We start from the raw sequence: 25,069 nt of genomic DNA, 5'->3' as shown, positions 1-25,069 counted from the left end.
GAGACAGGAGCACCTCATGGAACGACCGGCCCGGCGCCGCGTGCCGCGCCGCCTCCGGACGCCGTACGCGCCGGCCCTCGTGCTCGCCCTCGTCGCCGGCGGTTTCGCCGCGTGGGCGGGCCAGGACTGGTACGACGCGGCCCACGACGACCGGGCCGCCTACGCCGTGCAGCGGGACCGGGCGCTCGCGGCGGGGGAGCAGGCCGTGCAGAACCTCAACACCCTCGACCACCGCGACCTGGACCGGGGGCTCGATCTCTGGGAGGCCTCGACGACGGGCGAGCTGCACGAGCAACTCGCCTCGGGACGCGATGACTTCGCGGATCAGGTGAAGGAGGCGGAGACGGTCAGCACGGCCCGGGTGCTGTCGGGAGCGGTCACCGAACTCGACGACCGGGCCGGGCGCGCCCGCGTGCTGGTCGCCCTGCGCGTCACCGTCCGGGCGGCCGACGGGACCCGGACCGACAAGGACAGCCGCATGCTCGGCGAACTCACCCGGACCGACGGCCGCTGGAAGCTGAGCGCTCTCGGCCAGGCGCCCGTCGGCGGCGCACCGGCCGGCTGACCGGCCCGTACCGCACCGGCCGGCCGCAGCGAGGAGGACATCCCACCATGTCGACGACCCGTCACCACATCAACCGCCAGCGACTCCGCCAGGCCCGCGCCGCTCGTCCGCAGGTCGTGGAGGTCCGGCTCGGCCCGCGCCGTGCGGCGGGGCCGCCCCGTAGGACCGAAGCGGCCGCGGAGGGACCGGGCGGTCCCGCCCGGTCCCGCCCGCGCCGCCCCTGGGGCCTGGCGGCGCTCTGCGCGCTGACCGTGCTCCTCGGCGGCTTCGCGGGCTGGGCCCACGCGGAGGCCGAGTCGCTGCGCGCCGAACCCGCCCTGAGCAACACCGCGTTGACCGACGTAGCCCGTACCAGCGAGGTCAAGGGGCAGGTGGCCGCGGCCGTCGACCGGCTGTTCTCCTACGACCACGCCGATCCCGCGGCCTTCGACCGGGCCGCGAAGGATCTCCTGACCGGGAAGGCCGTCGCCCAGCACCGGGACCTGTTCGCCGACGTCCGTGAGCGGGCCGACGCGCGGAAGGCGGTGATCACCACGGCGGTCACCGAGACCGCGGTCGAACGGATCGACGGCGACCGGGCGCGGGTCCTCCTCTACGCCGACCAGAGCAGCGTGGCCACCGCCGGAGGGAAGGCGGACGCGAAACAGGACGACGGCGTGTACGCGGCGGCGATGCTCGCGGTGGACACGGTCCACCGCGACGGCCGCTGGCTCATCACGGCCCTGGACACCTTCGACCGCACGTAGCCGCAGGGCGCGGCGGCAGGGCGCGGCGGACGACGCCACCCCAGGCGCTTCACCGGCACCGGACCGCTCCCGCCGCCACGCACCTCGGGCGCCGCACCTCCCCGGTGTGACCGGCACCCGCACCGCCCGCCCTGCCGCACCATCGGGGACTCGGCACGTGTGGGCCATGCGCTCGACCGCACCACGCGCCCCCGGCGCCCGCACCACCCGGCACCCGACGTGCCGGCCCCGCAGGGCGCCCGCACCGCCTGGCGCCCCGCAGGCCCGCCCCGGCAGGGGCGTAGCACCACCCGGCACCTGCTCGTCGGCCCTGGCAGGGTCACTGCACCACCCCGCATGCCTGCCCCGGCAGGAGCGCTGCACCGCCTGGCACCCCGCGTGTCAGCCCCGGCAGGGGCGTAGCACCACCCGGCACCTGCTCGTCGGCCCCCGCAGGGTCACTGCACCACCCCGCGCGCCCGCCCCGGCAGGGGCACTGCACGACCCGGCACCCGCTCGTCGGCCCTGGCAGGGTCACTGCACCACCCCGCATGCCGCCCCCGAAGGGGCACTGCACCACCCCGCACGCCCGCCCCGGCAGGGGCCCCGCACCGCATCCGGATCCGACAGGAGTGACGCCCATGTCCGTACGACGACCCCGTCGCCGGTACTCCGGCCGGGCCCGCAGGGGACTGCGTGCGAGTGCGCTCGCCGTGGCGGCCATGGCGGCCCTGACCGCTTCGCAGGGGCCCGGCCTCGTCCGGGACGGCATGAAGGCCCGGGCCGAACCGGCGGGCGACGGCGGAAGGCCGGCGCCCGTGGGCGATCCGTACGCGGAGCTCGCCCCGCCGGGTGACGGCTCGTACCACACCGAGCTTCCGCCCCTGCGCACCGCGAAGCCCGCGCCCGCCTCGCCCGTGCTGCACCGGCAGGTCCGCGCCGAGTCGGGCATTCCGGCCACCGTACTGCGCGCCTACCGTGCCGCCGAGTCCTCGGTCGCCAGGACGGACCCCGGCTGTCGGCTGCCGTGGGAGCTGCTGGCCGCCATCGGCAAGGTCGAGTCCGGGCAGGCGCGCGGCGGCGCGGTCGACGCGAACGGCACGACGCTCGGCCGCATCACCGGACCGCCCCTCGACGGACGGGGTTTCGCGCTGATCCGGGACACGGACGGGGGCGCCCACGACGGCGACACCGTCTACGACCGTGCGGTGGGCCCGATGCAGTTCCTGCCGTCCACCTGGGCCCGCTGGGGCACGGACGGCAACGGCGACGGCCGCGCCGACCCGAACAACATCTTCGACGCGGCGCTGGCGGCCGGCCACTACCTGTGCTTCGGCGACCGGGACCTGCGCCGCCCGGCGGACCTGGACCGGGCGGTCCTGAGCTACAACCACTCCCGCTCCTACCTGCGCCTGGTCCGGTACTGGCTGGCGTTCTACAGCCGCGGGGTGCACGCTGTGCCCGACGGGAAGGGCGTCGTCCCCCGCAGCCCCGGCGCGGGCGGCGACACCCCGGCGACCGAACCGGTCGACGGAGGCGGCGGGGGCGGCGGTGGCGGAGGCGTGGTCGTCGGGCCCCAGCCCAGCCCCTCCGGTGGCACGGGGCCGTCCCCGCGTCCTTCCCCGTCCGTCCCGGGCAGCCCGGACCCCACGTCGCCGTCCCCCGGGCCCAGCACGTCCCCGGCCCCCTCGCCGACGGACCCCCCGACGAGCCAGGAGCCCACGGAACCGCCCGACGAGTCCCCGACCGGGAGCGCCGAGCCCTCACCGGACCCGACCCCCTCGGCCCCCTGTTCCCCGGAGCCGACCGCTCCCGAACCGGGGCCGACGGCCTCACCGTCCGGCACCGGCGACCCCTGCCCGACCCCGACCGAGACCCCGGCAGGGCAGTGAGGGAAGCCGACGCGGGTGCCCGGCCGGGTGTCTCAGCCCGCCGCCTGTCCCATCCCCGCCGCGTCGGGCCAGCTCTGCGCCCCCGGCCAGCCCGTCGCCGGGGCCATGGACAGCCCGTCCGTGCCCCGCACCTGGGCGGCCGTCAGCCCGCCGCGCGCCGGGACGCCGGGCGGGGTCGGCCGGTGGCGGCGGACCTGCATCGCCGGGCACGGGCGTCGGTGCGGGTGCGGCGCCGCGAACGCGGCCCCGGGCGAGGGGCTGCGAGGCGCTCCGGTAGGCCGCCGGCTGCGGGAACTGCTGGTGCTGCGGCTGGGGCAGGGAACCGGCTGGGCTGGGCACGGGAACGGCTGCGGCACGGCTGCGCCGCGGCGGCCTCCTGCGGCACGGCCGGGCTCCGGCTGCGGCAGCCCCGCCGCGGCCGCACGGCATCCGCCGCCGGGCCACCGCGGCGGCGGGCGGGCGCGGCGGGGAGCGGCATGCCGGCGCCGGAGGCCTGTGCGAGGCCGCGCGTCCCGGCCCCGTTGGTCTGGCTCACCAGACGGTCCACCGCCGCCGTGCCCGAGCTGTAGGCGGTCCCTGTGGCCTGCTCGGGCACGGCGGCTCCCCTCCTGGACGTCCCGTAGAGCACCTGTTCCAGGCCGGTCACCAGGCGACGGACGTCGACCTGGGGGCGCACCACGAGACGCAGGAAGCGGCTGGAGGAGCCGATCTTGTTGCCGCACTCACGCACCAGGATCCGGTGCTCGGTGAGCAGCCGGTCGCGCACCACGGTCCCCTCGGCGCCGACGGGCAGGCGCACGAAGAGGAAGTTGCCCTGCGACGGATAGACCGTGAGGCCGGGCAGCGAGGAGAGCTGGCCGGACATGTCCATCCGGTCGCGGCGCACCTGGTGCAGGCTCTGCGCGTACTCGGCGCCGTGCTCCTTCAGCATGAACACCACGTGCTCGGCGAAGGAGTTGAGGTTCCACTTGGGCAGCATGGAGCGCACCCGCCCGGCGAGCGCCGGGTTGGCGACCATATAGCCGAAGCGGATGCCGTGCAGGCCGAAGTTCTTGCCGAGGCTGCGCAGCACGATGACGTTGGGGCGCAGCATCGCCTCCTGCACCACGCTCGGCTCGTTCTCGGCGTCGGCGAACTCCAGGAACGACTCGTCGATCACCACCAGGTCCAGGTCGGCCATGGCGTCCATGAACTGCACGACCGCGTGCCTGTGCAGGAAGCCGCCGTCGGGGTTGTTCGGGTTGCAGACGACGGCGACCCTGGTGCCGCGGGCGCGGATGAACTCGGCGTACTGCGCGAGGTCCAGGGCGAAGCCGCTGGACTCCTGGAGCGGGAACATGTCGACCCGCTTGCCGGTCTCCATCGGCTGGTCGGTCCACCGGCCGAACGTCGGCACGGGCACGGCGAGCGACTCGCGCACCAGCAGATGGTCGATCCAGGTGATGAGTTCCGTCGAGCCGTTGCCCATCGCCACGCACTGCGGCGGCAGTCGGAGCAGGCTGCACAGCTCGGCGGTGATGGTGTCCGCGCTGCTCGGGTAGTACGTGATGATGTCGCGCAGCCGGGACGCCATCTCGTCGAACATCGCGGGGGTGGGGAAGTACGGGTTGCACGGAATGCAGAAGTCCACCGGGCCGGCCCCGTCGCTCTCCCTCGTCAGCGCCGCCATCGACGGGCTGTGCGCCGCGGTGCTGCGGAACAACGAGGTGACGTTGTCGGCCAAGGGAACCTCCGAGTGCGGCGGACCCGCCGGGGACGTGCGGGCCCGTCATGCCTGGGTGGCCCGCGCGGGGGAGCACGGGCCACCCAGGAGTACGGAGCGGAACGGGGCGCCGTTCAGCACGTGTGAGGAAAATGTGAGGACGCTTCGTGATCGTGCTCACACCGAAACCGCTCACACGCCGCGACCCGTACCGGACCGCTCACACGGGCGCGCGGCTCACGTCCCGAAGCTGTGCACGGTCGTCGTCCGGTACGTCTCGCCCGGCCGCAGCACGGTCGAGGGGAACGACGGCTGGTTCGGCGAGTCGGGGAAGTGCTGGGTCTCCAGGCACAGCCCGTCGCCCTGCCGGTAGATGCGGCCGCCGGTGCCGGTGAGGGTGCCGTCGAGGAAGTTGCCGGAGTAGAACTGCAGGCCCGGCTCGTTCGTCGCGATGCGCAGGGAGCGGCCCGAGGCCGGGTCGCGCAGGGTCGCCGCGTGCTCGGGCCGGGCCGTGATGCCCTTGTCCAGCACCCAGTTGTGGTCGAAGCCCTGCCCGTACAGGAGCTGCTGGTGGGCGGTGCGGATGTCCCGGCCGATCGTCTTGGCCCGCCGGAAGTCGAACGGGGTGCCGGCGACCTTCGCCAGCTCACCGGTGGGGATCAGACCCGCGTTGACGGGGGTGTAGCGGGAGGCGGGGACCGACAGCTCGTGGTCCAGGACGCTGCCGCTGCCCTCGCCGGCCAGGTTCCAGTAGACGTGGCTGGTGAGGTTGACGACCGTGGGCCGGTCGGTGACGGCCTCGTAGTCGACACGCCAGTCGCCGTCCCGGGTGAGCGTGTACGTCACCTTGGTGCGCAGGGTGCCCGGGTAGCCCATCTCCCCGTCGACGGCCGTGTAGTACAGGTGCAGGCCGACGTCGGAGCCGCGGGTGAAGGGCTCGACGTCCCAGACGCGCTTGTCGAAACCCTGCGCGCCGCCGTGCAGGCTGTTCTCGCCGTCGTTGACGGAGAGCTGGTACCGGGTGCCGTCGAGCGTGAAGGTCCCCTTGTCGATGCGGTTGCCGTACCGGCCGATCAGCGCCCCGAAGTACGGGCTGGAGGCGACGTACTCTTCCAGGGTGCGCAGACCGAGGGAGACGTTGGCGTACCGGCCGCGCCGGTCGGGGACCTCGAGGGAGTGGACGATGCCGCCGTAGGAGAGGACCTCCATCCGGGTGCCGCCGTTCTCCAGCGACCAGCGGTCCACCCGGGTGCCGTCGGCGAGCCGGCCGAACGGCTCCCGCACCGGCCTGCCCCGGCCCTTGGACGATGCGTGCGCCGTGCCGCCGAAGGCGGTGGCGGCCACTCCCGCCGCGGCGGCTCCCGCGATGACCGTGCGTCTGTTCAGTTCCATCAGTGCGGCTCCCTGAGGGGAAGGGGCCCCGCCGCGCGGCGGGGCCCGGGCTGACTTACGAACCGACCTTGCGCTTGTTCCACACGTCGAAGCCGACCGCGGCCAGCAGGGCGAGGCCCTTGATGACCTGCTGCCAGTCGGTGCCGACGCTGAGGAGGTTCATGCCGTTGTTCAGCACGCCGAGGACCAGGCCGCCGATGATGGCGCCGAGGACGGTGCCGACACCGCCGCTCATGGACGCCCCGCCGATGAACGCCGAGGCGATCGCCTCGAGTTCGAAGTTGAGGCCCGCCTTCGGCGAGGCCGCGTTCAGCCGGGCGGCGACCACCAGACCGGCCAGGGCCGCGAGCATGCCCATGTTGAGGAAGACGGAGAAGGTGACCTTCTTGTCCTTCACACCGGACAGCTTGGCCGCCGGCAGGTTGCCGCCGATGGCGTAGATGTGGCGGCCGAAGACGGTGTTGCGCATCACGTAGCTGTAGCCGACCACCAGCACGCCCAGGATCAGCAGCACGACCGGGGTGCCCTTGTAGCTGGCGAGCAGCAGGGTGACCGTGAGGATGGCCGCGGTCACCGCGACCAGCTTCAGCAGGAACAGGTTGCGCGGCAGCACGTCCAGCGAGAACGACTTCTGCCGCTTGCGGTCCCGCACCTCCTGGAGCAGCACGGCGGCGACCAGCACGAGGCCCAGCAGCAGCGTGAGGTTGTGGTAGTTGGTGTCCGGGCCGACCTCCGGCAGGAAGCCGTTGCCGATCTTCTGCTCCCCCTTGGGGAACGGGCCGAGGGTCTGCCCCTCCAGGAAGATCTCCGTGAGCCCGCGGAAGATCAGCATGCCCGCCAGGGTCACGATGAACGACGGTATGCCGCCGTACGCGATGAAGAACCCCTGCACGGCGCCGGCGACCGCGCCGATCGCCAGGCACAGCACCACGGCCAGCGGCCAGGGCATGTCGTTCTTGACCATGAGCACGGCGGCCAGCGAGCCGACGAACGCGGTCAGCGACCCCACCGACAGGTCGATGTGGCCGGCGATGATGACCAGCATCATGCCGATCGCGAGGATCAGGATGTGGCTGTTCTGCAGCACCAGGTTGGAGACGTTGCGCGGCAGCAGCAGGTCGCCGTCGGTCCACACCGCGAACAGCGCCACGATCAGGCCCAGGGCGATCAGCATGCCGTACTGCCGCATGTTGCGGCGCATGCCCTGCACGACCAGCCCCCACAGCCCGCCGTCCGTGGCCCCGCCTCCCTTCCCGGACGGCGCCGGGGCCGGCGTCTTGGCGGTCACATCCGTGCTCATCGGGTTACCTCTTTGTCCTTCGTCATCTGGCGCATCAGCGATTCCTGCGAGGCCTCGGACCGCGAGAACTCCCCGGTCAGCCGTCCGGCGGCCATGGTGTAGATGCGGTCGCACATGCCGAGCAGCTCCGGCAGCTCGGAGGAGATGAAGACCACCGCCTTGCCCTCGGCGGCCAGCCGGTCGATGACCGTGTAGATCTCGTACTTGGCGCCCACGTCGATGCCGCGGGTGGGCTCGTCCAGGATCAGCACGTCCGGGCCCGTGAAGATCCACTTGCTGAGGACGACCTTCTGCTGGTTGCCGCCCGACAGCTTGCCCACCGGCTCGAACACGGTCGGCGCCTTGATGTTCATCGAGGTGCGGAACGACTCGGCGACCCTCCGCTCCTCGTGCTCGTCGACCACACCGGCCCGCGCCACCTTGCCGAGCGCGCTCAGCGAGATGTTCCGGTTGATGGTGTCGATGAGGTTGAGCCCGTAGTGCTTGCGGTCCTCGGTGACGTACGCGATGCCGTGCCGCACCGCCTCGGCGACCGACTTCGTACGGATCTCCGCGCCGTCCTTGAGGACCGTGCCGCCCGTGTACCGGCCGTAGGAGCGGCCGAAGACGCTCATCGCCAGCTCCGTGCGGCCGGCTCCCATCAGCCCGGCGATGCCGACGATCTCCCCGCGCCGCACGTGCAGCGACACGTCGTCGACCACCTTGCGGTACTGGTCGATGGGGTGGTGCACGGTCCAGCCGCGGATCTCCAGGGCGGGCGCGGTGCCCTCCTCCGGCTCGTGCGGGGTGCGCTCCGGGAAGCGGTGCTCCAGGTCCCGGCCGACCATGCCGCTGATGATCCGGTCCTCGGTGGTCTCCGGCGCCTTCACGTCGAGCGTCTCGATGGTCCGCCCGTCGCGCAGGATGGTCACCTTGTCGGCGACCCGGCGGATCTCGTTGAGCTTGTGCGAGATGACGATCGAGGTGATGCCCTGCTTCTTCAGCTCCAGGATCAGGTCCAGGAGCTTGCCGCTGTCCTCGTCGTTCAGCGCCGCGGTCGGCTCGTCGAGGATCAGCAGCTTCACCTTCTTCGACAGCGCCTTGGCGATCTCCACCAGCTGCTGCTTGCCGACGCCGATGTCGGCGACCCGGGTCTCCGGGTGGTCGTCGAGCCCCACCCGGCGCAGCACCTCGGTGGCGTGCCGCAGGGTCTCGTTCCAGTCGATGAAGCCGCGCCGCGCGTGCTCGTTGCCGAGGAAGATGTTCTCCGCGAGGGACAGGAACGGCACCAGCGCCAGCTCCTGGTGGATGATGACGATGCCGCGCTGCTCGCTCGCCCGGATGTCCTTGAAGCGGCAGACCTCCCCCTCGAAGAGGATCTCGCCCTCGTAGGTGCCGTGCGGATGGACGCCGGACAGCACCTTCATCAGGGTCGACTTGCCGGCGCCGTTCTCCCCGCAGACAGCGTGGACCTCGCCCTGACGGACGGTCAGGTTGACGTCCGACAGCGCCTTGACGCCGGGAAAGGTCTTGACGATCGAGCGCATTTCCAGGACGGGTCCCGCCATGGTCGTGCCTTCCAATCCGTGTGGTCCGGCGGTTACTTGAGGTCGCTTTCCTTGTAGTAGCCGGAGTCGACGAGGGCCTTCTTGTAGTTGTCCTTGTTCACGGCGACCGGCTCCAGCAGGTACGCCGGCACCACCTTCGAGCCGTTGTCGTACGTCTTGGTGTCGTTGACCTCGGGCTTCTTGTCGTTGAGCAGGGCGTCCACCATGTCGGAGGCCACCTTCGCCAGCTTCCTGAGGTCCTTGTAGACGGTCATCGACTGCTCGCCCGCGATGATCGACTTCACCGAGGCGACCTCGGCGTCCTGGCCGGTGATGACGGGCAGCGGCTTGCTCTTGGTGCCGTAGCCGTCCGACTTCAGCGCGGACAGGATGCCGATGGAGATGCCGTCGTAGGGCGACAGCACCGCGTCGACGGTCTCGCTCTTGTACGACTTGGTGAGGATGTCGTCCATGCGGCGCTGCGCGGTGGCGCCGTCCCAGCGCAGCGTGGTGACCTGGGTCAGCTCCGTCTGGCCGGACCGCACGACGAGCTGCTTCTTGTCGATGTAGGGCTGCAGCACGTTCATCGCGCCCTGGAAGAAGTAGCGGGTGTTGTTGTCGTCGTTGGAGCCGGCGAACAGCTCGATGTTGAACGGCCCCTTCTCACTGCCGTCCGCGAGGCCGAGCTGCTCGGCGATGTAGGTGCCCTGCAGCTCGCCGACCTTCTCGTTGTCGAAGGAGGCGTAGTAGTCGACGTTCTCGGTGCCGAGGATCAGACGGTCGTAGGAGATCACCGGGATGTCGGCGTCGGCGGCCTGCTGGAGCACGTTGTTCAGCGACTTGTTGTCGATGGCCGCCACGATCAGGGCGTCCACGCCCTGGGTGATCATGTTCTCGATCTGGGAGACCTGCTGGTCCGGCTCGTCCTCGCCGAACACCAGCTTGGTCTTGTAGCCCTTGGCCTTCAGGTTCTTGACGACATTGTCGCCGTCGGCGATCCAGCGCTCGGAGGACTTGGTCGGCATCGCGATGCCGATGGTGGCCCCCTCGGGGCCTCCCTTCTTCTCCTCGCTGCCGCCCTCGCTGTTCTGGCCGCAGGCGGTCAGGGAGAGGGCGAGGGCGACGGCGGTGGCCGTGGCGGCGAATGCGGCTCTGCGGTTACGCATGATGATCTTCCTTGATCGTCGGGCGAGTTGAGCGGGCGGACGACTCGGGCGAGTCGGTGGTGCCGTGTGCGAAGTGGTGACGGGCTGTGCGGCCGGGGGGACGTCGCTCCCGGGGCCCGGCAGCGGGTGTGTGGGATTGTGCGCGGCTGTGTCCAGTTGTGTGAAGCTGAGTTTCCGGAACGTTATGACGGGATGTCGAACCTGCGCAGGTCGCCCGGCAGACGTGAACCGAGCGGCGCCATACCGCCGTCTGCGCCGTGCCGCGCCAGCAGGTCCAGCGCCAGCCGGCCGCGCCGCACGCGCTCCTTCGCCGTGGACAGCGCGACCTCCCGCAGGTGGTGGCCGTACGGGTAGATGCCGGGAGCCTTGGCCAGACCGAACTTCAGGTACACCGGGGCGCCGCGCCGGATCAGCTCGGCCACCTCGTACATCCGCACATAACCGCCCAGGTCGTCGGGGGCCTCGATGTACATGTCCATCGGGGCGGCCGACACCCGCCGGATCTCCGTGAGATGGGCGAGCGTCAGATCGCTGGGCACGTTGATGGAGTCCGCGCCGAGCTGCTCGTGCACCGCGAACGAGGCCGGGTTGACCGGCCCCACGAGCGCCGACACCTTCAGCGTGGTGTCCGCCGGGAGGATGCCCGCCGCCCGCGCCCGGTGCAGCGTCCACAGCACGCCCTCGTCTGCCACCAGCAGGCACTTCACGCCCAGTTCGGTGGCGCGCACCGCGTCCTCGACGCAGCCGGCCACCGCGTCGTGACCCCGGGCGCGCAGGCCCGCGCCGTGCGAGTCGGTACGGGTGGAGCCGCCGATGTCCCAGGTGCCGCGCGGGCCGGTGAACAGGCACAGCTCGATGTCCCGTTCGGCGGTCGCCTCGACCATCTCGGTGATCTCGGCGTCGGTCAGCATCCACACGCCGCTGCCCTGGCTGATCCGGTGCACCGGCACGTCGAGGCGGGAGGCCTCCTTCAGCACCACGGCCAGCGCCTCGGGCCCCTCGCACGAGGGGACCTCGGTGCGCCAGCGGCCGCCGCCGGGGAAGGAGTGCGGCGAGGCGTCGGCGGGGTCGAGGGCGGGCGCGCCCAGTCCGAGCGCGGTGAGCGCCTGCTCACCGGGCCTGCGGGGCGCCGTGGCGGAAGCGTCGGTCACGGGGTGTCCTTCGGTGTTCGATATATCGGACGAGGTTCGCGGTCCGCGGCAGGGGCCGGCCGGGTCCGGGGCGGTACGGGTTGTCGGAGCGGGGGTGCCGTTCAGCGGGGGTGGCCGTTCAGGGGGTGCGCTGTTCAGGTGGGGCGCGCCGGTACGAGGGCCGTCGGCTCGTCCTCGTACCGGCGCGGACTCGGGGACGCGGCGGGTCAGGGACGCAGCAGGACCTTGCCCACCTTGGGGTCGCCGGACCCCACCAGCTCGATGGCGTCCGGGAACGCGGCGAGCGGCAGTTCATGGGTGACCAGCGGCAGCGGGTCGAGCAGCCCGGCGCCGAACATCCGCACCGTGTGCGCCCAGGCGTCCGGCGGTGCGCCGAACACGGTGTGCACCTCCAGCTGCCGCACCACCAGGTCGGTCGGGTCCAGCCCGTCCGCGCCCGGCGCCGGGATGCCGGTGAGCACCAGGCGGCCGCCGCGCCGGAGCAGTCCGGCCGCGGTACGGGCCGCGTCGGCGGACCCCGCCGTCTCGATCACCACGTCCACGTCGTCCGGGAGCGGCCGGTCCTTGGTACGGAAGTCCGTGGCCCCGAACCGCCGCGACAGCGCCTCCCGGTCGTCCCGGGTGCCCACCACCAGCAGCTCGGCGGGCGAGGCGGCCTTCAGGAACTGCACCGCGAACATCCCCAGCGTGCCGGTCCCGACCACCGCGACCCGCTCGCCGGGCACCGCGCGCGCCTTCAGCGCGGCGGCGGCGATGCACGCGGCCGGCTCCAGCAGGGCGGCGGCGGTGAGGTCGGCGTCGTCCGGCAGGGGGTGCAGCAGCCGGGCGGGCAGGGTCAGCGTGGGCGCCATCGCGCCGGGCCGGGTGAAGCCGGTCTCCTCGTAGCCCGCCGTGCACAGCGTGGTCTCGCCCGCGTGACAGCGGTCGCACACCTGGCAGTTGCGGAAGCCCTCGCCGACCACCTTGCGCCCGACCAGGCCCGCGGGCGCCCCGTCCCCCACGGCGGCGACGGTGCCGGACCACTCGTGGCCCGGGATGAGCGGGTAACGGACGTATCCCTCGGGCCTGTTGCCCTGGTAGACCTCGCGGTCGCTGCCGCAGATGCCGGCCGCGTGGACGCGCACCAGCGCCTCCCCGGGGCCGGGCTCGTGAGGCTCGTGCGGATCCAGACGGTGGACGCCGGGCGCCTCGACGACGACGGCGCTGCTCACTGTCCCGTCCCCTTCGGCTTGCGCTGCTCCCAGCCCTCGGCCCACAGGTCGAACCGGGCCTGCTGCTGCGGGAATTCGGCGGCCGCGTCCACGTCCAGCTCGACGCCGAGACCGGGCGCGTGGGAGAGGTGGAAGCAGCCGTCCTCCGGGTCCACCACGGGCGCGCCCTTGACCACCTTCTTGATCTCCGCGTCCGCGAAGTCGTTGAAGTGCTCCAGGACCTTGAAGTTCGGGGTGGTGAAGCCGACCTGGAGGGACGCGGCGGTGAGCACCGGGCCGCCGACGTTGTGCGGGGCGACCAGCGTGTAGTGGGTCTCGGCGGTCGCCGCGAGCTTGCGGGTCTCCCAGATGCCGCCGATGTGGCCGACGTCGGGCTGGATGATGTCGGCCGCCTGGCTCTCGAACAGCTCGCGGAACTCGATGCGGTCGTGGATGCGCTCACCGGTCGCCACCGGAACGTCCACCTTCGCGGCGACCTTCTCCAGCGCCTTCAGATTCTCCGGCGGCACCGGCTCCTCCAGCCACGCCGGCCGGAACGGCGCCAGCTCGTGCGCGAGACGGACGGCGGTCGCGGGGGAGAAGCGGCCGTGCATCTCCAGCATCAGCTCCGCCTCGGGACCGATCGCGTCCCGCACCGCCTCGATCAGGGAGACGGCGTACAGGGTCTCCTTGTGGTCGAGTTCGAAGTGACCCGTGCCGAACGGGTCGATCTTCAGCGCCCGGTATCCGCGCTCCATCACCGCCTGCGCCGCCTTGTGGTACGCCTCCGGGGTGCGCTCGGTGGTGTACCAGCCGTTGGCGTACGCCTTCACCTTGTCGGTGACCTTGCCGCCGAGCAGCTGCCACACCGGAACCCCGAGGGCCTTGCCCTTGATGTCCCAGCAGGCCATCTCCACGACCGCGATGCCGGACATCACGATCTCGCCCGCGCGGCCGTAGTCGCCGTACTTCATCCTGCGGACCAGGTCCTCGACGGCGAACGGGTCGGAGCCGAGAATGTGGTTGGCCTCGGCCTCCTTCAGGTAGCCCAGGAGGGCGTCGGTGTGGCCGAGCATCCTGGTCTCCCCGACCCCGGTGATCCCCTCGTCGGTGTGCACCTGGACGTACGTCAGGTTGCGCCACGGCGTCCCGACCACGTGTGTGCTGATTCCGGTGATGCGCACGGCAGTTGACCCCTCGCTGCGGTGGTGGACTGGCATCGGATGCGGCGGTTCGACACGTTCGATATTTCGTCACACGTTCGAAATGCTGGCGAGACAGTAAGGAGGGCGCGGCGGGGGTGTCAATGGGTCGCGCACATAAGGGTTTCTCCGGTTTCGAAACCATTGCGTGAGGGTTCGCACCAAACCTTCACAGGAAGGTCTAGGAACCGCACCGGACCGGAACCTAACCTTCCCGCGTCATGGACTTTTGCCACCCGTGCCGACGGCACCTCAACGGCGCCCTGGCCTGCCCTGGTTGCGGCACGCCCGTCGAGACGCTGCGCGCCCAGCAGGCCGCCGCGCCCGAGGGGAGCGCGCCCGTGGGGGCGGACGGGGGTGACGGGTACGACACCGGTGCCCACCGGGGGGCCGACGAGGACCCCGACCCCGACGAGGAGCCGGCGGACGCCCCGCCCCGCGGCCGGCGCGCGGACCGGCGCCGGGGCAGGCGCGCGGAGAGTGACGAGGACGCCGGCGCCGGACAGAGCCGCCGGGACCGCAAGGCGGCCGCCCACCGTCGCCGGCGCAACCGCACCCTGCTGATCGTCGCCGGTTTCGTCCTCGCGACCGGCGGACTGAGCCTCGCGGAACTGGGCCTGGACGCGCCCGGCTCCGATACGCGTCCCGCCGTCGCGGGCGACGAGTCGGTCGACGGGGGCTCGGACGCGGTCGAGCCCGGCGAGTCGGCGAGCGGAAGCGCGTCGAACCCGGGCGGGCCGGGGAAGCCGGGGGAGTCTCCCCGCCCCGGCGCGTCGGGCTCCGTCTCGGCCTCCGCGTCCTCCCCGGAGGACGAGGAGTCGGAGAAGGCGGACGAGGAGTCGGCGTCGGCGACGTCGTCGTCGGCCCCCGCCGACGCCCCCACGGCCGGCGACCCGACCCAGGAACAGCCTCCGGAGAACCCCCCGGAGACGGACGCCCCGGACCCGGACCCGACGACGGAGGACCCGGAGCCGGAGCCGGAACCGACGAAGACGTGCAAGCGGTTCTTGTGGTGGTGCACGTGAGTTCTGGGCCACGCCCGCTCGCCGGAAGCGGCGCGCCCGGTACGGGGCGGCAGGTCAGGTCTCGGCGCCTGCGGGCCGCCGGTGGCCGCTCGCGCAGTTCCCCGCGCCCCTGAGGACGCCGCGGCGAACGCGCCCCGCCAGGGGCGCGAGGAACGGCGCGAGCAACCCCCACGCACCCGCACCGGACAAGGAACGGTCAGCGCCCCTTAAGGGGCGCGGGGAACTGCGCGAGCAACCCCCACGCACCCGCACCGGACAAGGAACGGCAGCGCCCCTTAAGGGGCGCGGGGAACTGCGCGAGCAACCCCCACCCACCCGCACCGGACAACGAACGGCAGCGCCCGACAGGGGCGCGGGGAACTGCGCGACTAACCACGACCCACCCGCAGGCGCCCCATGGCGTCAGCAGCTCCTGAAATCCGGTCAGCCGTCCCCGCGACGGCCGTGACCGGGATCGCTGGTACGCGGCACCGACAGCGCCGCAGAGGAGCACGGGACGGGACCTAGCCGCCCTCCACCCCCAGCATCCTCCGCAACGCGTCCCGCAGAGCGACCCGCTCCGGGTCGGACAGTCCTGCCAGCGGCTCGCGGGCGAACCGCAGGGACTCCTGGAGGCCGCGCGCCACCCGTCGCCCCTGGTCCGTCGCCGCCGCCAGCTTCACGCGCCGGTCCGCCGGGTCCGGGCGGCGCTCCACCAGGCCGCGGGCCTCCAGCCGGTCCACGATGCCCGTGACGTTCGACGGCTCGCACTTCAGCCGCTGCGCCAGCCTCCGCATCGGCAGCGGCTCCAGGCTGAGCAGGCTCAGCAGCCGCGCCTGCGCGCCGGTCAGCGCGTGCTCGGCGGCGGCCTCCTCGTACTCCTCGTGGTAGCGCGCCACGACCGCGCCGATCAGCTCGACGACCTCCAGGGTGAGATCGTCGGGTCGGCTGGGCGCGGAACGGGGTGTGGCCATGCCCACCAGGGTACCCGTGTGCTTGACATCCTGAAATATTCAGCCGCATGGTTGTTTCAGGTGCTGAAGTATTTGAGGAAAGGTGCTCCACATGACCGACACCCCCACGCCCCCCGCCACCGCCCGCGAGTGGCACCTGGTGAGCCGCCCCGTCGGCTGGCCCGAGCCGGAGAACTTCGCGCTGGTCGAGGCGGAGGTCCGCACCCCGGGCGAGGGTCAGGTGCTGGTGCGCAACGAGTACCTCTCCGTCGACCCGTACATGCGCGGCCGCATGAGCGCCGCCAAGTCCTACGTCGCCCCGTACGAGCTGGGCAAGGCCATGCAGGGCGGCGCCGTCGGCGAGGTCGTCGCGTCCAACGCCGAGGGGATCTCCGTCGGCGACCACGTGCTGCACTTCCACGGCTGGCGTGAGTACGCCGTCGTGGACGCGAAGACCGCTGTCAAGGTGGACCCGCAGGCCGCGCCCCTGTCGGCGTACCTGGGCGTCCTCGGCATGCCCGGCCTCACCGCCTACGCGGGCCTGCTGCGCACCGCCGCCTTCAAGGAGGGCGACTCCGTCTTCGTGTCCGGCGCGGCCGGCGCCGTCGGCAGCCAGGTCGGCCAGATCGCCAGGCTCAAGGGCGCCTCCCGGGTGATCGGCTCCGCCGGCTCCGACGAGAAGGTCAAGCTCCTCACCGAGGAGTACGGCTTCGACGCCGCGTTCAACTACAAGAACGGCCCCGTCGGCGAGCAGCTGCGCGCCGCCGCCCCCGACGGCGTCGACGTGTACTTCGACAACGTGGGCGGCGACCACCTGGAGGCGGCCATCGGCTCCCTCAACCTGCACGGCCGCATCGCCATCTGCGGCGCGATCTCCGTCTACAACAACACCGAGCCCGCGCCCGGCCCGAAGAACCTCGCCCGCCTCATCCAGACCCGCGGCCGCATCGAGGGCTTCCTCGTCGGCGACCACTACGACCTGCAGCCGCAGTTCGTGGAGGAGGTCGGCGCCTGGATCCGCTCCGGCGAGCTGAAGTACCGCGAGACCGTCGTCGAGGGCATCGAGAACAACCTGGACGCCTTCCTCGGCGTCCTGCGCGGCGACAACACCGGAAAGATGATCGTCAAGCTCTGACGACGGCCGACGCACCGACGCGGCGGCTGTCACGGACCCGGCGGACACGGGGCCGCTCGAGCCGTGACGCCCGCCCGTCCGTGTCGTTGCGTACCCGAGGGCCGCACCCTTGGACGTGGGGTGCGGCCCTCGCCCGTGCCCCCGCCGGGAGTCCCGCTACAGTCCTCCCATGCGCGATCTCGGGGTGGGTTTCCGGTACTTGCTGAAGGGCCAGCGGTGGGTCGGCCGGCACGGCAGACAGTACGGCTTCGGACTGCTGCCCGGCCTGATCACCCTGGTGCTGTACGCGGCCGCCCTGGTCGCCCTCGCCCTGTGGGGCTCCGACCTGATCGGCTGGGCGACGCCGTTCGCCGACGACTGGGCCGACCCCTGGGCGGGCCTCTTCCGCGGCTTTCTCACCGCCGTGCTGTTCGCGCTCGCGCTGCTGCTGTGCGTGCTCACCTTCACCGCGACGACCCTGCTCGTCGGGCAGCCCTTCTACGAGAGCCTCTCCGAGAGGGTCGACCGGGACGTCTCGCCCGACGGCACCGCGCCCGAGTCGGACCTGCCGCTGTGGCGGGAGCTGTGGATCTCCGCCCGCGACAGCCTGCGCATCCTCGCGCGGGCCACCGTGTGGGCGGTGCTGCTGTTCGCGCTCGGGTTCATCCCGGTCGCCGGACAGACCGTGGTGCCGGTGATCGGCTTCTTCGTCACCGGCTTCTTCCTCACCGAGGAGCTGACCGCCGTCGCCCTCCAGCGGCGCGGCGTCGAGGTGCGGGAGCGGCTGACGCTGCTCCGCTCCCGCAAGACCCTCGTCTGGGGCTTCGGCACCCCCCTCGCGCTGGCGTTCCTCGTGCCGTTCGTCGCGGTCTTCCTGATGCCCGGCGCGGTGGCGGGCGCCACCCTCATGGCCCGCGACCTGATGGGCGAGGAGACGCAGGACGGCGCCGCCAAGGACCAGCAGGACGCAAACGCCCTTTAGGGGCGCGGGAAACTGCGCGAAGGGGGTCCGGGGGCGAAGCCCCCGAAAAAGCCGGCCGACGTCAGTCGCCCGCCCCCACCGCCACACCCACGATCGCCCGCATCTGCGCGACGATGTCCAGCCGATTCCGCACGAACTGCGGGTCGGTCACCTCCGTCGTGTTGCCCGCCCCGAACTCCAGCACCGGCGTGTGCACATGCCCGCCCGGCAGCGTGTCGTGCAGCCCCAGCCGGTCCCGCAGCAGCGTCGCCCGGTAGGCGATCTCGTTGGACAGGTAGTCGCCGCCGCCCCCGGCACGCGCCGTCGAGCCCGGCGTCGGCCCCTCCGGCCGTACGACGGGCTCCGTGCCGCCCGCCGGGATCTCCGTCACGCTCGTGTTGTCGTACACCGGGAACCGCCCGGTGTCCGCCGCCGTGACCGCCGCGTACGGCAGCGTCGTCGACGTCCACTGCGGCTGCGAGGCCGGGTCGGACACCGGGGCGATCTCCGGCCGTCCGGTGTTCTCGTTGTCCCCGAAGCCGCCCCGCCACGCGCCGTTGGTGCGCTCGACGTCGATACGGCCCACCCGGCCCTGGCTCACCGTGGTGAACAGGTCGACCTCGGGCAGGTGCGGCCGCAGCGCCCGCTCCACCGCGCCGTCGGTGAAGTCCCGCCAGCGCACCGGGAACACGGCCGTCTCGACCCGCGCCGGGCCGCTCGCCGTCTCGATCACCGTGCCGTCCAGGGCCAGCGCGACCGCGCCCGACGGGTTGGAGATGCGGATGTCCCGGTCCAGCGTGAACGGGTCGAAGCCGGTCACCAGCACCCGCTTCAGGCCCTTGCCGTGCGGATACCGGATCGTGGTCTGCCCGCGCGAGGTCTGCTCCAGCGCGTCGATCAGCCGCGCCCGCCGTTCCGTGTCGAGCCCGAACCGGGGCTCCCAGCCGCGCAGTTCACGCGTCATGCCGAGCCGCGCCCAGTACAGCGGCCGGTCGTCGTCCCGGCTCAGGTCGCCGCCCGCCGGGCCCCGGCCCTGCACACGGTCCACGGCTCTGCGCCACAGCGCGGAACCCTCCCGCTCCACGACCCGCTTCGCCTCCGCGTAGGAGCGGGCGCGGTCCAGGGCGCGGGCGAAGGCGGGCGCGGCCGTGTCGAAGCCGGAGCGCCGGAGTATCTCCTGCGGCGCGGCCTTGTCGAGGCGCAGCTCCTCGACGGTGGGCGGGGCCGCGGAACCGGGGGCCGCCGGTTCCGCGGCGGTGGCGGTGGCGGGGGAGGACAGGGCGGTCAGCAGGGCCAGACCGAGCACACCGATGCGCACACGGGGTGAGATCACAGAGGGGCCTTCCGTCGTCGTGGGGTACGGATGGATGCCGGAAGCCCGCAGTATCGCGTGACCGGGGTGGATCACACCACGGTGCGAAGGACACCGTCCGACCGGCGCGGGACCACCCCGTGGCCGAATGTGAAGGGTTCGTACGGGATTCCTCCCGTGACCCGGATCCCCGGCCGCCCGGGCAGGTGAGCGGTTAACGTCGGGGTCCGGCGGGGTACCCCATGTACAGCCCCGGCCCGGGACCCTGACCCCGGACCGGGGCTCATGTGTGTCCGGGGCCGTGGAGTCCGGGGCCCCGGTCCCGCCCGCTGCCGCCGAGAACCCGCTACCGCACCGAGAAGCCGTACACCGTCTCCGACCGGAACACCTCGCCCGGCCGCAGCACCGTGCTCGGGAACTCCGGACGGTTCGGCGAGTCCGGGAAGTGCTGCGTCTCCAGCGCGATGCCCGCGCCCGGCTCGAACGGCTCCCCGATGTGGTCCGCCGTGTACACCTGGATGCCCGGCTCCGTGGTGGCCACCGTCAGCACCCGGCCCGACGCGGGGTCGTACAGCTCCGCCACCTCCTCGGGCGTCGCCGTCACCCCCTTGTCCAGCACGAAGTTGTCGTCGTAGCCGCCGCCCGCCTTGCGCGCCTCACGGAAGTCGTAGCGGGTGCCGGAGACGTCCGCGAGCCCGCCGTCCGGGATCAGATCCGCATCGGACGTCGTCCACCGGGACGCGGCCACCCGCAGCTCGTGCCCGCCCGCGGGGCCCGAACCGGCCAGGTTCCAGTACGTGTGGTTCGTCAGGTTCACATGCGTCGCGGCGTCCGTCACCGCCTCGTACGCGATGTGCAGCGCGCCCCGCTCGTCCAGCGTGTAGGTCACCGTGACCTCCAGCCGGCCCGGGAAGCCCTCCTCGCCGTCCTCGGCGACCAGCGACAGCCGCAGGCCGTCCGCCACCTCGGTGACGTCCCAGACGCGCTTGTCGAAGCCCCGCTCACCGCCGTGCAGCGAATGCGGCCCCTCGCTCGCCGTGAGGACGTGTTCCACACCGTCCAGGGTGAAGCGGGCGCCCCCGATCCGGTTGGCGTACCGGCCGATCAGGGCGCCCAGGAAGGGCTCCGGGTGCGCGAGATAGCCGTCCAGGCCGTCGAACCCCAGCACCACGTTCCCGGCCCGCCCGTCCCGGTCCGGCACCTCGACGTCCTGCACGATCCCGCCGTACGACAGGATCCGTACCCGTACGCCCGCCCGCTCCAGGGTCCAGCGGTGCACCGGCGTGCCGTCGGAAAGTGTGCCGATGAGTTCGTTCATGTGCGAAACAATAGGTCACGGCCCCGGCGCCGTGACCGCCCGGTACGCGATCTCGGCCAGCTCGGCCTGCCCCTCCACGCTCGGGTGGAACCAGTCCCAGCGGCTCAGCTGCGCGGTGCCGAACCGGTACGCGTACACCTCGCCGCCGTCGGTGCGGCAGCGGCGGTCCTTCGCGCACACCTCGCCCAGTACCTCGTTGTAGTCCTCCACCCGCTGCTGGACCGCCGCCCGCCGCTCGGTCGCCGCCGTGTCCGTCGCGTCCGCGTCGCCCAGCATCGACGGGCAGATCCCCAGCTTCCAGATCTGCTTGCCCAGCGCGCTGGTCCGCCCCTGCGACCACAGCCGCTTCAGGTCCGGCACGCTCGCCACGTACACCTGTGTCTTCGGCAGCGTCTCGCGCAGAGTGCGCATCGCCGCCTCGAAGTCGGCGCGGAACTCCTCCACCGGCGTCATCGCGGCCACGCTCTCCCGGCAGGCGTCGTTCGCCCCCACCATCACCGCCACCAGCTCCGGCTTCCGCTTCACCGCGCGCGCCATCTGCCCCGGCAGGTCCTCCATCCGGGCGCCGGTCGCCGCGTAGTTCCAGCTCCGCCCGGCCGCCCCGGCCCGCCCCAGCAGCCGTACCGCCAGACTGCCGACCTGCTCGCTGTCACCCGTCGCCCACGACACCTCCGGACAGTCCGTCAGCACCGCGCACGCGTCGAACCCCCGGGTGATGGAGTCGCCCACCGCGGCCACCGAGTCCGGGCGGGTGTCCCACAGCGGCGTCGGCCTGGGAGAAGGCGACGTCGAGACGGCCGCACCGGGCTTCTCCCCGCCGCCCGCGTCGCAGCCCGCCACGCCGAACGCGAGGGCCGCCACCGCGGCGAGCACGGCCCGCGCACGGCGTCCCCGCCTCCGCGTCGCCTGTGCCATCCGCCGCCTCCCCGAGCGTCCCGTCCCGTCCGTGCCGTCCCCCAACCCATAACAACGCACGGGAGTTCCCGCTTCTCCGAGGGGCCCGTCCGGAATGAACTCCGGCGCCCGCACAGACGTCCTGCCGGGTGAAAGGCACGACTTTCCCGTCACCGGGACGGACGGTACGTCACACTCCTTGCCCCGTCGCACGGTAGCCTCGCCCTCAACGCGGCCCGCCGGGCCGTGACCGCACCGCCCGATCGAAGACGACCCGCTCAGCCCGGAGGTTCCGGTGACGACTCGTGGAGTTCTGTACGTGCACTCCGCGCCGCGCGCGCTGTGCCCGCACGTCGAGTGGGCCGTCGCCGGGGTGCTCGGCACGCGTGTCAGCCTGGACTGGATCCGCCAGCCGGCCGCCCCCGGCACCTGGCGCTCCGAGTTCTCCTGGCAGGGCCAGGCCGGCACCGCCTCCAAGCTCGCCTCCGCGCTGCGCGGCTGGCAGATGCTGCGCTTCGAGGTCACCTCCGAGCCGTGCCCCACCGCCGAGGGCGAGCGCTACAGCTGCACCCCCGACCTCGGCATCTTCCACGCCGTCACCGGCATCCACGGCGACATCCTCATCCCGGAGGACCGCCTGCGCGCCGCGCTGGTCCGCTCCCGCACGGAGGACACCGACCTGGAGTCGGAGATCGCCAAGCTCCTCGGCAAGCCCTGGGACGACGAGCTGGAACCCTTCCGCTACGCCGGAGAGGGCGCCCCGGTCCGCTGGCTCCACCAGGTCGTCTAGGGACGCCTCGCAGGGACGCGCCCAAAGGGGGGCGGGGAACAGCGCGCTCAACTCCCACGAACCCGCAGCCGGGCACGCACCTCTCAGGGGCGCGGGGAACTGCGCGACAAGCCCCCACGACGGGAAAGGGGCCCACCTCCCAGAGGTGAACCCCTTCCAAGAACCGCCCGAGGGCGGATCAGACAGTCCGGAACGCCAGCACCACGTTGTGCCCCCCGAACCCGAACGAGTCGTTCAACGCGGCGATCCGCCCGTCCACGGGCAGCTTCCGCGCCTCACCACGGACGACGTCCGCGTTCGCCTCGGCCTCGGGGTCCAGGTTCTCCACGTTGATCGTCGGCGGAGCCACCCGGTGGTACAGCGCCAGCACGGTGGCGACCGACTCCACGCCGCCCGCGCCGCCCAGCAGATGACCGGTCATCGACTTCGTCGCGGACACCGCCATGTGGTCCGCGTCGTCCCCGAACACCTTCCGCAGCGCCTTGAGTTCGGCGATGTCACCGGCGGGCGTCGACGTCGCGTGCGCGTTGACGTGCACGATCTCCGCCGGGTCCAGGTCCGTGCGGTCCATCAGGTTCTGCAGGGCGTGCGAGATGCCCCGCCCCTCCGGCTCCGGCTGCACGATGTCGTGCGAGTCGGCCGAGATGCCCTGGCCGACCGCCTCCGCGTAGACGCGGGCGCCGCGCGCGGCGGCGTGCTCGGCGGACTCCAGGACGATCACGCCCGCGCCCTCGCCCATGACGAAGCCGTCCCGGGCGACGTCGTAGGGGCGCGAGGCGCCCTGCGGGTCGTCGTTGTTCTTGGACATCGCCATCATGTTGCCGAACGCGGCGATCGGCAGCGGGTGGATCGCCGCCTCCGTACCGCCTGCGACGACCACGTCGGCGCGCCCGGTGCGGATCATCTCGATGGCGTAGCCGATGGCCTCCGCGCCCGAGGCGCACGCGGACACCGGGGTGTGCACGCCCGCGCGGGCGCCCACGGCCAGTCCGACGTTCGCGGACGGGCCGTTCGGCATCAGCATGGGGACGGTGTGCGGGGAGACGCGGCGGACGCCCTTCTCCTTCAGCACGTCGTACTGGTCCAGCAGGGTCGTCACGCCGCCGATGCCGGAGGCGATGACGGCGCCAAGACGGTCGGGGTCGACGTTCGGGTCCTCGCCGGCCTTGGCCTCGAACCCGGCGTCGGCCCACGCCTCCTTGGCCGCGATCAGCGCGAACTGCGCCGAGCGGTCCAGGCGGCGGGCCTGCGGCCGGGGGATGACCTCGGTGGGCTCCACGGCCGCCGAGGCCGCGATACGGACCGCCTGGTCGGCGGCCCACTCCTGCTCCAGGGGCTTCACGCCGGAACGTCCGGCGACGAGGCCCTCCCAAGTAGAGGCCGCGTCGCCACCCAGCGGTGTGGTTGCGCCGATACCGGTGACGACCACGGTGCGATTGGTCGAGCTCATCGGAATTCTTTCTCCAACGATTGACGAGGATGCGTACGGCGCCACCGCCGGGTGGCGGGGCCGGGATGCTCCCGGCCCTGGCGGGGCTCACGCCCCGCGCGTGCTCAGGCCTGGTGCTTGAGGATGTAGTCGGTCGCGTCGCCGACGGTCTTGAGGTTCTTGACGTCGTCGTCCGGGATCTTGACGTCGAAGCGCTCTTCGGCGGCGACGACGACCTCGACCATGGACAGCGAGTCGACGTCCAGGTCGTCGGTGAAGGACTTGTCCAGCTGGACGTCCTCAACCGGGATGCCGGCGATCTCGTTCACGATCTCCGCGAGACCGGCGACGATCTCTTCCTGAGTGGCGGCCATGGTGGCGCTCCTTCGTTGTGATTCCAGAGGGTGTGGCGGTGTTTCCTCCTGTACCGAATGCATGATCCGGCACGGAGTGCCTAGGGGAGGGTAACGACAGTCGCGGCGTACACGAGACCCGCCCCGAAGCCGATGACGAGCGCGGTGTCGCCGCTCTTCGCCTCGCCGGTCGCCAGGAGCCGCTCCATCGCGAGCGGGATCGAGGCGGCCGAGGTGTTGCCGGTGGTGCGGATGTCACGGGCGACCGTGACGTGCTCCGGCAGTTTGAGGGTCTTCACCATCGAGTCGATGATCCGCACGTTGGCCTGGTGCGGGATGAAGACGTCCAGGTCGTCCGCGCTGATCCCGGCCGCGTCCAGCGCCTGCTGGGCGACCTTCGCCATCTCGAACACGGCCCAGCGGAACACCGCCTGGCCTTCCTGGGTGATCGCGGGGAGCTTCAGGTCGCCCTTGCCGTCGCGGGGAAGTTCCGCGAGGTCGCCGCCGAAACGGTCCCACGAGTAGGTCTGCTTGATCGTTTCGGCCTTGTCGCCCTCGGAGCCCCACACGGTCGGGCCGATGGCCGGCTCCTGCGAGGGGCCGACGACCACGGCGCCCGCGCCGTCGCCGAACAGGAAGGCCGTCGCGCGGTCCTCCAGGTCGGTGAGGTCGCTCAGCCGCTCCACGCCGATGACCAGGACGTACTCGGCGGATCCCTCGACGATCATGCCCTTGGCGAGGGTCAGGCCGTAGCCGAAGCCCGCGCAGCCGGCGGAGATGTCGAAGGCGGCGGCCTTGGCCGTGCCGAGCTTGTCGGCGATCTCGGTCGCGATGGCCGGGGTCTGCGCGAAGTGCGACACGGTCGACACGACGACGGCGCCGATCTGCGAGGCGTCGATGCCGGCGTCAGCGATCGCCTTGCCGGACGCCTCGACCGACATCGCGGCGACGGTCTCCTCCGGGGAGGCCCAGTGCCGGGTCTCGATCCCGGAGCGCGAGCGGATCCACTCGTCGGACGAGTCGATCGTCTCGAGGATCACCTCGTTCGGCACGACCCGGGTGGGACGGTAGCCGCCCACGCCGAGGATGCGCGCGTACGGGGCGCCCTTGCTGGGCTTGATCTTCGCCAT

At 72.3% G+C, this 25,069-nt stretch carries 21 protein-coding genes and 1 pseudogene; 7 read left to right on the top strand and 15 right to left on the bottom strand.

Annotated elements, in window-relative coordinates:
• Positions 1–16: 16 nt before the first annotated feature.
• From AY578_RS10025 to AY578_RS10015, 3 genes are all read left to right on the top strand, one after another.
• Entirely contained in the window at positions 17–565 is a 549-nt protein-coding gene (locus tag AY578_RS10025; protein ID WP_136239713.1) for an Rv1363c family protein, read from the top strand.
• Between the two features lie 47 nt (positions 566–612).
• Positions 613–1,311 (top strand): anti-sigma factor, encoded by a 699-nt coding sequence (locus AY578_RS10020; protein ID WP_136239712.1) that lies wholly within the window; start codon positions 613–615, stop codon positions 1,309–1,311.
• Between the two features lie 620 nt (positions 1,312–1,931).
• A complete protein-coding gene (locus AY578_RS10015; protein ID WP_258902277.1) occupies positions 1,932–3,182 on the top strand; it encodes a lytic transglycosylase domain-containing protein in 1,251 nt (416 codons plus the stop codon).
• Between the two features lie 32 nt (positions 3,183–3,214).
• Here AY578_RS10015 and AY578_RS10010 read toward each other — a convergent pair.
• The 8 genes and pseudogenes from AY578_RS10010 to AY578_RS09975 all read right to left on the bottom strand — a co-directional run bounded on the left by AY578_RS10010 (position 3,215) and on the right by AY578_RS09975 (position 13,793).
• Positions 3,215–4,905 (bottom strand): annotated as a pseudogene (locus AY578_RS10010) (pyridoxal phosphate-dependent aminotransferase).
• Positions 4,906–5,121: 216 nt separating this feature from the next.
• Complete coding sequence (locus AY578_RS10005; RefSeq protein ID WP_136239355.1) at positions 5,122–6,276, bottom strand: aldose epimerase family protein; 1,155 nt, start codon at positions 6,274–6,276, stop codon at positions 5,122–5,124.
• 55 nt (positions 6,277–6,331) lie between these two features.
• Positions 6,332–7,576: a multiple monosaccharide ABC transporter permease gene (gene mmsB / locus AY578_RS10000; RefSeq protein ID WP_019522549.1), complete on the bottom strand. Its 1,245-nt coding sequence runs from the start codon at positions 7,574–7,576 to the stop codon at positions 6,332–6,334.
• Positions 7,573–9,123, bottom strand: a complete 1,551-nt coding sequence (mmsA, locus tag AY578_RS09995; RefSeq protein ID WP_136239356.1) for a multiple monosaccharide ABC transporter ATP-binding protein — start codon at positions 9,121–9,123, stop codon at positions 7,573–7,575. Before mmsA ends, mmsB begins: the two co-directional genes overlap by 4 nt.
• Positions 9,124–9,155: 32 nt before the next feature.
• The gene (gene chvE / locus AY578_RS09990; RefSeq protein ID WP_019522547.1) at positions 9,156–10,268 is read right to left on the bottom strand and encodes a multiple monosaccharide ABC transporter substrate-binding protein; all 1,113 of its coding nucleotides are present in this window, start codon (positions 10,266–10,268) and stop codon (positions 9,156–9,158) included.
• Positions 10,269–10,450: 182 nt separating this feature from the next.
• The gene (locus AY578_RS09985; protein WP_019522546.1) at positions 10,451–11,419 is read right to left on the bottom strand and encodes a glycosyltransferase family protein; all 969 of its coding nucleotides are present in this window, start codon (positions 11,417–11,419) and stop codon (positions 10,451–10,453) included.
• A 206-nt stretch (positions 11,420–11,625) separates the two neighbouring features.
• Positions 11,626–12,630 carry a zinc-dependent alcohol dehydrogenase gene (locus AY578_RS09980; protein ID WP_215049006.1) on the bottom strand — a complete coding sequence of 335 codons (1,005 nt, stop codon included), beginning with the start codon at positions 12,628–12,630 and terminating at the stop codon, positions 11,626–11,628.
• Entirely contained in the window at positions 12,627–13,793 is a 1,167-nt protein-coding gene (locus AY578_RS09975; protein WP_161107832.1) for a mandelate racemase/muconate lactonizing enzyme family protein, read from the bottom strand. The genes AY578_RS09980 and AY578_RS09975 overlap by 4 nt, the downstream gene beginning before the upstream one ends.
• 239 nt (positions 13,794–14,032) lie before the next feature.
• Here AY578_RS09975 and AY578_RS09970 point away from each other — a divergent pair, with 239 nt between their 5' ends.
• Positions 14,033–14,836 carry an SCO2400 family protein gene (locus AY578_RS09970; protein ID WP_258902275.1) on the top strand — a complete coding sequence of 268 codons (804 nt, stop codon included), beginning with the start codon at positions 14,033–14,035 and terminating at the stop codon, positions 14,834–14,836.
• A 503-nt stretch (positions 14,837–15,339) separates the two neighbouring features.
• Here AY578_RS09970 and AY578_RS09965 read toward each other — a convergent pair.
• Positions 15,340–15,789 (bottom strand): MarR family winged helix-turn-helix transcriptional regulator, encoded by a 450-nt coding sequence (locus tag AY578_RS09965; protein ID WP_028959731.1) that lies wholly within the window; start codon positions 15,787–15,789, stop codon positions 15,340–15,342.
• Positions 15,790–15,880: 91 nt separating this feature from the next.
• Here AY578_RS09965 and AY578_RS09960 point away from each other — a divergent pair, with 91 nt between their 5' ends.
• A complete protein-coding gene (locus AY578_RS09960; protein WP_019522541.1) occupies positions 15,881–16,903 on the top strand; it encodes an NADP-dependent oxidoreductase in 1,023 nt (340 codons plus the stop codon).
• Between the two features lie 169 nt (positions 16,904–17,072).
• Positions 17,073–17,864, top strand: coding sequence for an EI24 domain-containing protein (locus AY578_RS09955; protein WP_028959732.1), 792 nt, complete (start codon positions 17,073–17,075; stop codon positions 17,862–17,864).
• 61 nt (positions 17,865–17,925) lie between these two features.
• On the opposite strand, the gene AY578_RS09950 is transcribed toward AY578_RS09955, so the two are convergent.
• The 3 genes from AY578_RS09950 to AY578_RS09940 form a co-directional block, all read right to left on the bottom strand.
• Positions 17,926–19,176 (bottom strand): pyroglutamyl-peptidase I, encoded by a 1,251-nt coding sequence (locus tag AY578_RS09950; RefSeq protein ID WP_136239362.1) that lies wholly within the window; start codon positions 19,174–19,176, stop codon positions 17,926–17,928.
• A gap of 325 nt (positions 19,177–19,501) precedes the next feature.
• Entirely contained in the window at positions 19,502–20,473 is a 972-nt protein-coding gene (locus tag AY578_RS09945) for an aldose epimerase family protein (RefSeq protein ID WP_028959734.1), read from the bottom strand.
• 15 nt (positions 20,474–20,488) lie between these two features.
• Positions 20,489–21,388, bottom strand: coding sequence for an SGNH/GDSL hydrolase family protein (locus tag AY578_RS09940; RefSeq protein WP_210634200.1), 900 nt, complete (start codon positions 21,386–21,388; stop codon positions 20,489–20,491).
• Positions 21,389–21,662: 274 nt separating this feature from the next.
• Here AY578_RS09940 and AY578_RS09935 point away from each other — a divergent pair, with 274 nt between their 5' ends.
• The gene (locus AY578_RS09935; protein WP_006134787.1) at positions 21,663–22,157 is read left to right on the top strand and encodes a DUF3145 domain-containing protein; all 495 of its coding nucleotides are present in this window, start codon (positions 21,663–21,665) and stop codon (positions 22,155–22,157) included.
• 178 nt (positions 22,158–22,335) lie between these two features.
• On the opposite strand, the gene AY578_RS09930 is transcribed toward AY578_RS09935, so the two are convergent.
• The 3 genes from AY578_RS09930 to AY578_RS09920 form a co-directional block, all read right to left on the bottom strand.
• The gene (locus AY578_RS09930; protein WP_026243460.1) at positions 22,336–23,607 is read right to left on the bottom strand and encodes a beta-ketoacyl-[acyl-carrier-protein] synthase family protein; all 1,272 of its coding nucleotides are present in this window, start codon (positions 23,605–23,607) and stop codon (positions 22,336–22,338) included.
• A gap of 104 nt (positions 23,608–23,711) precedes the next feature.
• Complete coding sequence (locus AY578_RS09925; protein ID WP_004931691.1) at positions 23,712–23,960, bottom strand: acyl carrier protein; 249 nt, start codon at positions 23,958–23,960, stop codon at positions 23,712–23,714.
• A gap of 80 nt (positions 23,961–24,040) precedes the next feature.
• A complete protein-coding gene (locus AY578_RS09920) occupies positions 24,041–25,069 on the bottom strand; it encodes a ketoacyl-ACP synthase III (protein ID WP_136239365.1) in 1,029 nt (342 codons plus the stop codon).

Source organism: Streptomyces thermocarboxydus, from assembly GCF_024760485.1.
GTDB lineage: Bacteria > Actinomycetota > Actinomycetes > Streptomycetales > Streptomycetaceae > Streptomyces > Streptomyces cellulosae.
This window is presented reverse-complemented; position numbering and strand designations above follow the sequence as displayed.